This window comes from Aridibaculum aurantiacum (assembly GCF_017355875.1).
Classification (GTDB): Bacteria; Bacteroidota; Bacteroidia; order Chitinophagales; family Chitinophagaceae; genus Segetibacter; species Segetibacter aurantiacus.
Genome location: NZ_JAFEWC010000001.1, coordinates 1,953,383 through 1,966,461, shown reverse-complemented (window position 1 = coordinate 1,966,461; position 13,079 = coordinate 1,953,383). Strand labels below are relative to the sequence as shown.

Here is a 13,079-nt window from a genome sequence, read left to right as displayed (position 1 = left end):
CCGTTCTTATAGTAGTACCTTTTTCATCAGGTATGTGTCCTTCTTATCCTCGTCTATCTTCCACCCAAAGTTTTGATAGGCTTTAATGGCGCGTCCATTATCTTTTTTTACCGATAGATATAACTCCGTTTGTTTATAAGCCTTTACCTGCCTTTCAAACTCAGCCATCAAATGCTGCGCTACACCAGATCCACGATGCTGCGGATGAACACCTATCACCACCAATCCTACAAATGGTTTAAATTCTTTTTGAGGACCATTGGTTGGAGCTGGTTGTACTTTGCCGGTCATCTTCCTTTTAATGTTTCGCCAGATGAATGGATAATATTGAACGACCTCGTTATGGAGCACCAGCCATGGCTTTTTTATAATGCCTTTTATCGCTTCGCTAAATGCATGCTGCAACATCCCGCTGCTACTTCCGTCCCCAATCTTTCTTGGAATAAATCCGCCACAGTACCCTGCTACCACACCATCCTGTTCTATTTGAAACAAGAACCTGTTCTCATCAACAAGGAACCACTCCAGCGACTTGCGCACATAAGACGCTCCTAGTTTTGTAGAAAGGCTACCGGGGAAACAAGCCATATGGCAAGCCGCTACCTTATGCAGTAACTCTTTGCTGGTAGGTACGACTGTAAACATTTTTTACTTTCTGTGGTAATAACGAAGGAGTTGCTACGGCAAGCATCAACAGGAACGGCTGAATGGATATTTTGAGACCGTTGTGAATAATGATCATACACATGAGCACTGTAAAATACATAGCATACTGCTTTTGTATATGGGCCCTGCGCGATATGTTATAGAACAATGAAAAGAAGAAACCCCAGTAAAGTATAAGGCCAACAATTCCATGTTCTGCAGCAGCACGAATGAACTCATTATGCGCACCTGACTCCACGGGAAATAGTTCATCACGCACAATAACCGTATTGAAGTTTCCTGTACCTACTCCTATCCAAGGATGTTTTTCAAATACTTTATAACCAGCCATCACCAGTACATCACGGTTACTTGAACCTTCCTGTTGATAGCGTTCCAGAATTTTTCCTTGTGTTTGCTCTACCACAAAATGATATGATATAAGCACTACCGGCACTAGCAGAATAAAAAGTGCGTAGTTTCTTGCTTTAGCCCTGTTGTACCACAGGTACATCACCACGATCACGCCTAAGAAATATAAACCACCTCTTGAGAAAGTCAGCACCATAGCAGTACCACAAAAGCCAAGTACAAGTATGTTTAGCCACCTATGCTGCGACTGCTCATTATTCATGATTGAAAAGAAAAAGAAGGAACAGGCTACTCCTATATACCCGCTCAATTGTACCGGTGCCAAACCATTACTCGCATCAGAATTTGAGTGCCCGCCGTAATCAATATTCCCAGAGATATGAGCCACATACACCACACCTACCAGGAACAGGCAGGCGATCTTTACATTGTTGATAAAGCGATTTAGCACAACAGGTTTCAGTGGATGATAAGAAGCCCATAAAACAGGCAACATTAGTGCAGCAGAATTAACCAGGATAGCACGGCTTACATCTACTTTATACGGAAGTACATTGTTTGCCAACTCCAGCAGCGTAAAGAGCAACAAAAACATATAGCCCCTGAAATGGCATTTTTGTAATGGCGTTCGAAAGATGAGAACAATGAAACATGCAATGAGGCTATACTGCAACGTGAGGTACGGCACCCATTTCACGAATGCTCTCATGAATATTTCACCATAGATGGCATATGGTATTACAGAAAGAAAACCCGCAACATTACCCTGCAGGCATCGGATGAATGCCAGCAGTATAATACCCATATATGCATATCCAACTATATTGGAAGGAAGGGTTTTAAAACCAACGACTAATCCAATGATGAATGCCGCAATAAAGTGCGGCAAGTATCCTTTATGTCTAAATATATTCTTAAGCTTCATTGTAGTAAGCACTCACAGTTTCATAATATTCACGAGCCCATGCTTCTAGTGTTTGCAACTTTGCATACGTTCTTCCTTTATTTATCATACCGGCAAACAAATGTTGCTGTGCCGGCAAAGACAATAACGTCTCCACAAGATGATTTGGTTTAGAGGCATCAAATAAAAATCCTCTTTCGTTTGCACCAATCATCTGGCTTGCCATGCTAATGTTATTGATGACAGGTATAACACCATGAAAAAATCCTTCAATAGGCACTTTACCGAAACCTTCTTTCAACGGAGCCTGGACTACAAAATCGTGTTCACGGTATAGCTGGCGAAGCGATACATGGTTCTGTTTACCTACCAGCTTTACTTCTTCCTGCAAACCATTTTTTATCACATATTCTTCAAGTTCAGCTTTCATAGGTCCATCACCTACAATGGTCAATTGAAAAGAAAATCCCTTTTGCTTCAATACATGACATGCCTGTACAATAGCTAACTGATTTTTATAATCTATGATGGTACCTACTGTTAGAAACTTGTAGGTCGTCAAGCCATTCTCTATCCGTTGCTTCCTCTTTTCAACCTGAGCTGTTTCTTCCTCCCACTCTGCTACACTGTACGATGGACTAAAGCCGTTCCTGATCCGTCCTTGTTCTTTTCCCTTTTCATCATAAACCCAAACAGGGCCACGAAACGGAGAACGCAAGATCCAACGCTGCAAACGATAAGATGCAGCCTCACCTTGGTAGCCACTCCACGTGCCGGTGTAGGTAGCAAAAACTTTTTTGCGCTGCAGCCAGAAGTAAATAAATCCAGGAATGTTCAGGTTGTTAGGGAAACGCTGGTAAACAACATCGCACTGCCTGTGAAGCATTTTAAAAGCACGCAACCATTTAGGAACAGTAACTAATAATTGAACTTTATCTTTCATTGCATTACCACCAACCAATGGAAGTTGATGAAACTGTATATTGGATGAAGTATAAGTTGTTGTCACCTTTCTATCATCAAACTTTCCAAATGGGCAAAGGATGATGGTCTTTTCAAAATATGCACTAAGATGCTTGAACTGGCGCAGCAGTATATGGTTCTCGGTACATACTTCACCAGAAGGTGATGTATAATGTGTACAATCTGTTATGATGCCAAGTATCATGCTGCAGCTACTTGTTTTAAAGGTTGAATACCATTATCACGTAACAGCATGGCTTCAGCTATCTTCTTCGACTTCCGATATTGGTAATACAGCAACGGGCTCTTAATGATGAACATGAGCGAGCTAACAACCAGCATATACTTATTGCGCTTATGTTTCAGGTGAACGTTTGATAACAACAACCCGATCAATACCGCATGCTTTGCAAGATCTGCCGTTAAATATTTTTTATACTGGAAAAGTACGCTGGGCACAGGCTTTGGCTGAAACCACTTCTTCTGCCTAAAGCCATCCCACGAGCCGATCTCTCGCAATCCGCCATCTTTTACCTTTAAATGAACACGCTTTGCAAGCGGGTTACTAATGCTCACAAATCCATTTCGAAATGCCCTGAAGCCAAATTCTCCATCACCCTGGCGCATCTTGTTGTATTGCAGATCGAACAAGCCGATCTTCTCGAACACGCTGCGTTTCACCAATGCATTGCCACTATCAAATTGATCAGCCCATTTGAAGTACTTATATCCTTTAGGGATCTTACCACCGATAGTGGCCAGCGATACTCCTGCAGATATGTCTGCTTTATAATATTCAAGAGCCTTCAAATGCTGCAATATCCAATCCGGCTCTACCCGTGAGTCATCATCAAAGAATAAAAGATAATCTGCATCAGAAAGTTGAATGGCTTTGTTGCGTGCAGTCCATAATAGCTTCTCTTTTTGGTGCTGCACTTTTAGTCTCAGATTGAATTGATCGTAAAAAGCTTCATCAAAGTTTTCGCTTTGATCAATGATGATCACTTCAAAGTTGCTGTAATGCTGTTGCACCAGGTCATGCAATGCATCCTTTAACCAGGTATAACGGTTAAGCGTAGGAATGATAACAGACACAAGCGGCTGTTGGGCAACAAGAGCAGATTCAAAAGTTTCATATTCCTGCTTATCATTTACAAGCGGAACAAACAGCTCTACCTTTTTTACTTTCAATGAACGGGTAAAAGCGGCTATCTCTTTTATAGGGTTATGCAAACCAGCCAATCGGCAGATCAATGCAAACACACTAAAAAAGCCGCCCCAATATTTTGCTACAAACCTGTATTCATCATTCAAAGAAGGTGATGGCAACGAAAGAATAGCTTCTCGTTCTTCTTCACTGCAGAATGTCATATAGCCACCTTGCAGGTTTCTATACCCTACGTCTGTCCATCGTGCTGTATCTGTTTCGTACCCCACATCTTCGTGCAAGGATGCAGCTTTGTGCGGTTGGTGTACAGGATGATAATAAGCAGTAGCAACCGGTTTACCAGTAACAGGCATGACATTAAACTGCCACCCTGGTTGGGTGTACTTAATGAAACTAAAAGGAAAGGTTCTTTTGTTATGCCTGTTCATAAATGTTTAGCAACGACTGGTAATAATCTTCTGCATTCAGCAAACGTTTGGCAGCAGTTTCTATCTGCCGTACAAACGCATGATGCTCTTCTTTAGATAACGAATAATATCCATTTATCTTATCTGCCCAGGCTTGCGCATTGTACGAGCTCATAACTACTTGCGGTATGATGGGTGCCATCAGCGCTGGGGATTGTCCTGCAGATGAACAAAAGAAAGGCATATGCACTGCCAGGTATTCCAATACTACCAATGGTCCGGTCTCGTTGTTTGCAGTGTGCAGTGCAAGATCATATTTAGCGAAATGCTGGTAAACCTCTGTTTCGCCAGTGATGAAATGTACCCTATCCTGCAGACCATAATTGCTGATTGCGCCCTCTAGCTCCTGCTGGTAAAGTGGGTCATTCACATTCCCATAAATATCGAGCGCTATAGATGCAGGTAATTTTTTGATGATCTCTATAGCAAGCTCATAATATTTTTCCCTGCGAATATTGCCTACCATCAGTATCCTGTTCTTCTTTTCAAACTGGGGCAATAATTTATAATTGGATGTAACAATATTGGGCAACAGGTGGACCTTTTTCTTAGGTACATCTGCCTGTTCTGCTTCGTTAGCCTGTATGGGATGAACAGCAATGAAAGCATCAAGATTGGACAGTAGTGCTTTATCAAAGCCCTTCATCTGCTTCATATCAGAATGCTCATGCAGGATGATCCTTGCATCGCCAACTCTAAAGAGTACAGAGGTAAGATAGAAGTACCGCCAGTTGTAATAAGAATGGAGATGAATGATATCAGCCTTTTGACATGCAGCAGCTAAATACTTCATCTTAAATATTGAATACTTGTTTTTTCTATGCAGGTAAACTACAGGTATGGCAAAATTGAGTGCCGTATCTAAAGCTGAAGGTTCCTTTAGAATAATCACCTTCACCTCGTGGCCATGATCGTGGAGTAGATTAGCTATGGTAACAATCAAACGCTCTGTGCCGCCTGTGTTCAGCTGATCGTATACAAGTACTACTTTCATGCAGTTACAGGAGTTAACAACTGTTGATACTCTCTTTCAAAAACATCCAGCTGTCTTTCCAAATCAAAATGAGCCTGTATGGTTTTGCGTGCTTCAATGCCTAAACGCTTTCGCTTTTCTTTATCAGCTATAAGATCAAGCAGTGATGCAGCCATTGCATTCACATCATAATTGGGAAAGAGCATTCCATCTTCATTCTGTGTTATCACTTCTTTCATTCCGCTGCAGTCCGATGAAACAACAGGCAGTTGCATCGCCATTGCCTCCAATACCACGTTGGCTATCCCTTCGTATACACTTGGTAAAAAGAAAATGTCAGCATTTTGAAATAGTGCCAACACCTGTTGCTTTACTACAGCTCCTGCTAATGTTACATGATCCTGCAATCCAAGATCGTGGATGTAAAACTGTATCTCTTCACGCATAGGTCCATCGCCTGCAATTGTCCAGTGTACATCTTTATCCTGCTTTACCACTTGTTGCATTGCCAACAAACCTAGCAAGTAACCTTTTTGAAAAGAGAACCTGCCGATAGAAAATATGTTTACAGAAGTTCTTGAAGCCTTTGTTTCTGCAGGTTTGAAGAAAGATGAGATGATAGCTGGCCTGTTTACAAAAACCTTTTGACGTGGCGCACCAATGCCAACAACAGTTTGAGCCATATCTTCAGAAACACAGTGCACTTTATCAACCTTAGCAAACAACTGCTGCAGCTCCATCTTACGTGAAGGTTGAGTAACAGCTTTTACTTTTTCTGCAGTACCTCTACAACTGACAACTATTTTTCCTCTTAGGTTTTTAAACAAAGGCAAGTATTGAATGGCAAGACCTGAAAATTCAAAATGATAAATATCGCAAGGGTTCGTAGCGAAATATTTATCACGGATAGCTGATACTATTTTACCAGCAAGTGATGAAGAACCAGAAGAAAGTGCAGATACAGCCACTGAAGGATTTCTTAATAAAGTACCTGTAGCCTGTATGGGATTGGTTGGCAGTTGCATATCTACCAACGTAAGGTTCGCCTTATTTGCTGAAAGCATTTGTGCTTCCAATGCCGGGTCATTATGCCTGCTGTTTCTGAATACTACCACGTTGTAGCCTCTTTTACAAAGGCCTTCCACTTTATTCAAGATGAACGTTTCGCTTACCGATGGAAACTTGTCTACTATGATACCGATTTTCAAACTAGGAGAATTTACTAAGATGATATGCATGCCAGTTGACAAGCGAATACATTGACCAGATAAGCCAGCCCCAGTCAGCACTGCCGCTGTTATGCTCTCTCAATATCTTTTCTACTTCCTGCTTTTTGAATAATGGCGCAAGAGCCTGTGGCATCCCAAGCAGCTTTTGTTGCACGTCGCTCTTCAGTTCTTTCCGCAGCCAATTACCAATAGGAATAACAAAGCCTTTCTTTGGCTGCAATACCAATTGTTCGTTTGAATGTTTGATCAGTAATTGCTTGAGGTTGTATTTACCTTGTCCATTCTTCACACAATCGCTATAACCGAGGCCAGTACTGTATTGTATGATATCATTGCTCAACAAAGGCACCCTTACTTCAAGCGAATGGAACATGCTGGCACGATCAACTTTTAGTAATATCCGTTGCAGGTGAAGGTCCATCTCCATCTTGCGAAGAATGTTCATTACATGTGCTTCGCCGGTGTTAAGTATATTGTTCTCTTTGTATATCTTCTTATAGAAAAAAGCTTCTTCTGCTTTTTGCTCAAACAAAGAATCCAATGACTGTTCGGCACCTGTTATAAAAAGAGAACGATAATAATACGCAGGAAAATCTTCTACCTCCAGGTGGCGTTTACGCAGTATCCGCTTTCCACCTACCAGTTTTTGTTTACCCAAAGCAAGCACACGTTGTAACTTGCTTTTTCTAAACATCATACCTTCCTGAAGCATACGCATATTGCGAGGATACCCCCAGAAAAGTTCATCGCCTCCATCGCCACTAAAGGCAACGGTGACTTTTGTTCGTGCAAATTTTGATAGCAACAGCGTAGGTATAGATGAGAAATCAGCAAACGGTTCTGTGAAAGCAGCTGTATTATCATCTATGGTAGCCAGCAGATCCTGCTCTGTTATATGCAGCGTATGATGATCGGTTTTGAACAGTGAAGCATAAGCTGCTGCAGCTTTGGATTCATCTATCGATGGATCATCGACACCAATGGTAAATGAGCTGAGTGGCTTTTGCTTTTTTGCATAATAAGATACCAAAGGACTATCTACACCACCAGACATGAATGTACCAACCGGCACATCACTCACCAGTTGTTGCTGTATAGTTTGTTGCAGTAACTCTTCAAATGAAACAACTGGAGCAGTGGTATTGTCAAGTGGATAGTTATAATACCGATGCATGGTATAACCTGTTGTATCTACACGTAGGTAATAACCATGAGGTAGTAAAAACGTTCCATCAACCGCACCGGTATTTTCAGGCACATATCCAAGCTGAAGATAACTACCCAATGCAGCTGCATTCAATGCATTGTTGCTGATGTAAGGATGATTGATGATATGATCATACTGCGAACTATACACCAATCCCTGCTGGCTGTGACCAATGTACAATGGCTTGATGCCTGTACGATCGCGGGTAAGCAACAGCTCATTTGTTTGCCTGTTGTAAAAAGCAAAAGCAAATATTCCATCAAATTTTTCAAGCACTGCCTCAACACCAAAATGTATAAGTGCATATAGCAGCACTTCGGTATCAGTAGTTGATCTAAAGCTAACGCCAAGCTTCTGTAACTGCTGCCTGAACCTTTCCGTATTATATATCTCTCCATTGAACGAAAGCACATAATTTCCGCACTGCGATACCATAGGCTGGTGGCCATTTGCAGAAAGATCGCGGATAGCAAGACGAACAAAGCCGGCAATATAATTATCATGACTCCAAACACCATTGGAATCAGGTCCACGGTGCTGCATGGTTTGAAGCGACCAGTTAATAAATCGCTCCTGGTCCTTTATATCCTTCTTATAATTAAATACGCCTACTATGCCGCACATTGCGGTGTTACTTTTTTATTGAGAAAAGAATACCGGACGTTTTGTGTCGCTTGCCTAAATAATATGCTACTCTTTCGCGGTAGCCCCACAATGGAAAACGTGAAGGCCTGATGCGATAATAAGATTTATCAGAAATAGAGATGATGTGTGCATCAAGTATATGATCGCCTGCTTGTGCAAACAACTGATAGATCTCTTGTGGCGTAGGACGCAGACCATTATCAATTGGATCAAGATGGATCCTGTACTTATAAGGAACAGTGATTAGTATATGACCACCTGGCTTGGTAATAGCAACCAAATTTTGAACTACAAGATTTATATCTTCTACATGCTCCAATAAGTTGGTGCAAATGGTCAAGGCGAAACGATCTTTGAACGGCTCTGCAAAATGGGGCTTCGTTACATCAGCCACAAGGTCTACACCCGGCTCCTGTTTCAGGTCTACATTAAAAACTTCCCAACCTTCAGCTTCCAGTGTAGCAATGATATTGTGATGAATATGTGGTTGTATAACTTTGCGGAAATGTTCTGTTGACGAACCAATATTTGCAACTGCATTTTTACCAGCAACTGGCTTTAGTTTTTGCAATGCATTTTTTATCCAGACAGATTCTTCTCTAAACATTTACAGCTGTTGTTTTACTTGTATGGTATTGCCCTTTGTAGCAGTCCCTCACTTTCCTGGTGATAATATCCCAGGTATAATTCTCCATCACCTTCTCATAACCTCTTTCTCCCATTGTTGCCCTGAGTTCTTCATTGCTTACCAGCAGTGAAAGATGTTGGCAAAGACTATCAACATCATTCATCTCCATCAATAAACCATCAACCTTATGGCTTACCACATCTCTTACTGCACCAATGTTCGCTCCTATTACTGGTTTCTTGCAAACCCATGCTTCAAGGAAAACGATCCCAAAGGACTCATTGTTACTAGGCAATACGAGAATATCTAACGCATGAAAAAGCAGTGGCTTTTCTCTACTGTCAAAATTTATCTTCCACTTGATCTTTTGCTGCACCTCTGGTGTTAACGTACTTGTGAATTGCTGCAAATCCTTAGCATGATCACTACCCGCACCTGCTATTAATAGATAAACAGGTTGACCTTGAGCTTCCAGCTTTAGAAAAGCATCGATCAACAACTTTACATTCTTTGGCTTTTCAATACGGCCAACATAAGCAATGACAATAGCACCAGGCGCTATACCTAATGCTGCACGATAATCATAAACCTGCTGCTGGTCTACTTCAAAAACTTTGTCATCAACACCAACCCCAATTACTTTGATTTTATGAGCAGCAATGCCTTCTTGAATAAGTCGCTGCTTTTCGTATGCGGTATTGGCCAGGTATAAGGAAGAAGCCTGTATAGAAGCTCGTTGCGTTTTAGTAAGCACATCTGAAGCATGCTGCTCGCTGAAGTGAATGCTGCCAAAGTAGATAAAATGCAACTGCCTCCATATTGGAAGCTGCATGTAATAATAATTAGATGATCCTGCACAAACCACATCTGCATTGGCTGTTAGCAAGTACTGCTTCATGCTTTTTGAAAGTGGCCCATACAAACGCTTTCTTAGTATTCCAGGTACTGGTAGCGAAAGTTTGGATAAGGCTTTTATCAGCAGCCGGTAGTATGGGATGTGCCAGCGCTTGTAAGGAAACCGCAGCACCTTTACACCATTGATGATCTCTTCAGCAGGCTCTATCTTTTTGTACAAACTCCGCTCAGGGCCATACATAGAATCTGTTGTCACAACGGTCACATCATCACCATAATCGTTTACCAAACGCTCCGAAACATTCTTATAAAACCACTGCACGCCTCCTTTAGATGGATAATAGCAATGGGTAACATGAATGATCTTCATTAAAGTGCTGCTGCCGTTTTATAGGTGCGATGAAAATTTTCAATACCGATTTCGTATGCATTACGATATGCTGCAACAATAGAAGGCCAGGTAAATTTTTGCTGCACCTTCTCAAACCCGTTGTTACCTAAACGTGCCTGCAGTTCCTTGTTGTTCATTAGTAACTGCAGCTGGTGGCAAAGCTCATCCACATCACCACCTGTAAACAAGAGGCTACCTATACCTTCATCCAGTAATGATTCTGTAGCGCCCATACGAGTTCCAATCACAGGTTTACGACATGCCCATGCTTCCAGGAAAACAACTCCAAATGATTCACTTTGCGAAGCAAGTACAAAGACATCAATAGAATAGAAGATGATCTTTTTCTGCTCTTCAGGAAAATCCCTGATCAATATGATTGGCAAGCCTTCTTCGTCAATCGCTCTTTGTATTACAGGAACATAATCAGTAGTACCACCAGCAAGCAATAGTTTCATGTTGCTGTTGGTTTTATGCATTTTTCGCAAAGCATCAATAAGAATAGCAACACCTTTTCCTTTAACCAATCTTCCTACAAAGCCTACAACACAGTCATCTTCATTGATGCCATGCAGCTTTCTAAAATGGTTTACATCATCAGCATTGCAATGGAAACTATCTAGATCTATACCTGTTCCTATAGTTACTATTTTCTCTTCAGCTACGCCATAATTGATGAGCTCATGCTTTTCAAAATCTGTGTTGGCTATATAACAATCACAAGCTTTAGCTTTTGCCAAAGAAGGATGATCGTGCGGTAAGGCTTTATGAAGATGAATGGCACCATATAAAACGAACGGCTTTGGATCAGCAGTTTTATGTCGCCACATCGGGTAATTGCAAAAATTGTAATTGATGGTTGTAGCCATTATCACATCTGCATCAGTAAGTCGCATGGCGCGATCAATGGCAGGACTATCAAGGCTCCACCTTAGCTTCGAGATAGAATAAGGCAAGCTCTTATTGAAAAGCTTACCATACACTTTTCCGCCATATTTTATAAGTGGAAAGTGCCAACGATTGTATGGATACCTGGTTACTTCTACTCCATTGATAACTTCCGATGCAGGATCCACTCTTTGGTATAACGGAGACTCCGGGTTGAACAATGAATTGGTAGTAGCCACCTTCACCTCATCATTATAATACTCCACCAGTTTCTCCGATACGTGCTGCATGGTATACTGCGGCCCTCCGGCAGATGGATAATAATTCTGCGTTACGTGAAGGATCTTCATGCAGTGAAGAATTTTATTACTGCAGCTGCTGCACGCTTTGCAGATCTGCCATCATTATAAGTGATGATCTCTTCTACACAACGCATGCATTGCATGGTATAGTTGGATGGTTGTTTCAAACAATCATTTACCAGTTGCAGGTATTGCTGCTTCGTATGCGCAAGATTGACAACTTTCGTTTTCATAATTGGACGATAGTGCTCCTGGTAATACATGCCGCGAAACAATTCCTCACTCGCCTTATTCACATCATCATAATATGGCCCGACCTGAGGTTTATTGAATGCACTTCCATCTACTGCCATAGTCGACACAACATTAATATGAACAGCAGTGTGCTTTAGTGTAGACATCAGTTTCACCACATCATCATCCTTCACATTTACATAGTCCAGCTTATCCTTTCCATTGGGTGCAGAGTCATACACAATATGATCGCTTTCACCTACATATTCCTTCCATCGCTCTACCCTATCCAGCGGATGACACCTGAATAGAACAACTGTATCAGCAGGTAGTACTCCTTTATCATAAGCTTCTTTCAAAGCCAGTAAATATTGCGGTTCGTCGGGTAACAAAGACACAGGCCCGCCAGAATAAAGGATTACTTTCTTGCCTGCAGGAATATTCAACTTCCTCCTCCACGTCTCTACGCTCCAGGTGAAGTTTGAGTTGAAATGAAAATCGAATTGTGGAGCACCGGCAATAGTGATAACATCTTTCTTCTTCAGGGATGGATGAATACGCTCAAGCTCTGCTTTATTGTATTTATTCCATACAATGTATTCATCAAAAACCACAGATTGCCATCCGCGCTTCGTTACATTATCAAAGGAATGTATAGAAGCAATAACAGGTATATTATTCTGCTTGAGTATTCGTGCTACCAAATCCACTTCAGGAAGAAAGGGCGTAACAGTAAAAAGGCCATCAACATTGATCGCCTTTAGCCATTGCTGAAAAGTATCAAACGCAGGCTCTGTTTGTATCAGTTGCTTTTCGCGATCAATAAGAGTATCAGCATAGCCGGGCTGTACTGCAAAACGTGTTTCGTAATACAACTGGCGTAGCCGCTTGATCAATCTACTTTTACCAGTGCGGTTATGCTGCTGCAGGTATGCCTCTTGTATCTTAAAGCTCGGAGTCTTTATCCTAAACTTTTTATACCAGAGGTTGATCTTATTGCGATGATTGGTATAAGCAGGACTAACATTGTATTCAGGAAAAAGATGTACTTCGATTCCCTGCGCTTCCAGTTCTTCTACCAATTGTTTTTCATTCCAAAGGAGTGCAACTACAGGAACAATATGTTCTTTTAACTGGTCTAGAATGCCAGTCCTGATGATATGTACAATAGAACCTTGTCCTACAATGGGTATCAATACACGCTTCAC

11 protein-coding genes are annotated in these 13,079 nt (G+C 41.5%); all 11 read right to left on the bottom strand.

The window, feature by feature from the left end:
• Nucleotides 1–6: 6 nt before the first annotated feature.
• Genes J4N22_RS08155 through J4N22_RS20200 form a run of 11 tightly spaced genes read right to left on the bottom strand, consistent with a single transcriptional unit; the run spans nt 7 to nt 13,079 of the window.
• The gene (locus tag J4N22_RS08155) at nt 7–645 is read right to left on the bottom strand and encodes a GNAT family N-acetyltransferase (protein ID WP_207493433.1); all 639 of its coding nucleotides are present in this window, start codon (nt 643–645) and stop codon (nt 7–9) included.
• A complete protein-coding gene (locus tag J4N22_RS08150) occupies nt 605–1,906 on the bottom strand; it encodes an O-antigen ligase family protein (RefSeq protein WP_207493432.1) in 1,302 nt (433 codons plus the stop codon). The genes J4N22_RS08155 and J4N22_RS08150 overlap by 41 nt, the downstream gene beginning before the upstream one ends.
• A gap of 25 nt (nt 1,907–1,931) precedes the next feature.
• Nucleotides 1,932–3,089 (bottom strand): glycosyltransferase, encoded by a 1,158-nt coding sequence (locus J4N22_RS08145; protein WP_207493431.1) that lies wholly within the window; start codon nt 3,087–3,089, stop codon nt 1,932–1,934.
• The gene (locus tag J4N22_RS08140) at nt 3,086–4,480 is read right to left on the bottom strand and encodes a glycosyltransferase family 2 protein (protein ID WP_207493430.1); all 1,395 of its coding nucleotides are present in this window, start codon (nt 4,478–4,480) and stop codon (nt 3,086–3,088) included. Before J4N22_RS08140 ends, J4N22_RS08145 begins: the two co-directional genes overlap by 4 nt.
• Nucleotides 4,467–5,513, bottom strand: a complete 1,047-nt coding sequence (locus J4N22_RS08135; protein ID WP_207493429.1) for a glycosyltransferase family 4 protein — start codon at nt 5,511–5,513, stop codon at nt 4,467–4,469. Before J4N22_RS08135 ends, J4N22_RS08140 begins: the two co-directional genes overlap by 14 nt.
• On the bottom strand, nt 5,510–6,700 hold the full coding sequence (locus tag J4N22_RS08130) for a glycosyltransferase family 4 protein (protein ID WP_207493428.1): 1,191 nt from the start codon (nt 6,698–6,700) through the stop codon (nt 5,510–5,512). The genes J4N22_RS08135 and J4N22_RS08130 overlap by 4 nt, the downstream gene beginning before the upstream one ends.
• 1 nt (nt 6,701) lies before the next feature.
• Nucleotides 6,702–8,552 (bottom strand): asparagine synthase (glutamine-hydrolyzing), encoded by a 1,851-nt coding sequence (gene asnB, locus J4N22_RS08125; protein WP_207493427.1) that lies wholly within the window; start codon nt 8,550–8,552, stop codon nt 6,702–6,704.
• Nucleotides 8,553–8,559: 7 nt separating this feature from the next.
• Nucleotides 8,560–9,180, bottom strand: a complete 621-nt coding sequence (locus tag J4N22_RS08120) for a methyltransferase domain-containing protein (RefSeq protein ID WP_207493426.1) — start codon at nt 9,178–9,180, stop codon at nt 8,560–8,562.
• Nucleotides 9,173–10,426 carry a glycosyltransferase family 4 protein gene (locus tag J4N22_RS08115; protein WP_207493425.1) on the bottom strand — a complete coding sequence of 418 codons (1,254 nt, stop codon included), beginning with the start codon at nt 10,424–10,426 and terminating at the stop codon, nt 9,173–9,175. The genes J4N22_RS08120 and J4N22_RS08115 overlap by 8 nt, the downstream gene beginning before the upstream one ends.
• The gene (locus J4N22_RS08110; protein ID WP_207493424.1) at nt 10,426–11,685 is read right to left on the bottom strand and encodes a glycosyltransferase family 4 protein; all 1,260 of its coding nucleotides are present in this window, start codon (nt 11,683–11,685) and stop codon (nt 10,426–10,428) included. The genes J4N22_RS08115 and J4N22_RS08110 overlap by 1 nt, the downstream gene beginning before the upstream one ends.
• Nucleotides 11,682–13,079: a CDP-glycerol glycerophosphotransferase family protein gene (locus J4N22_RS20200; protein ID WP_207493423.1), complete on the bottom strand. Its 1,398-nt coding sequence runs from the start codon at nt 13,077–13,079 to the stop codon at nt 11,682–11,684. The genes J4N22_RS08110 and J4N22_RS20200 overlap by 4 nt, the downstream gene beginning before the upstream one ends.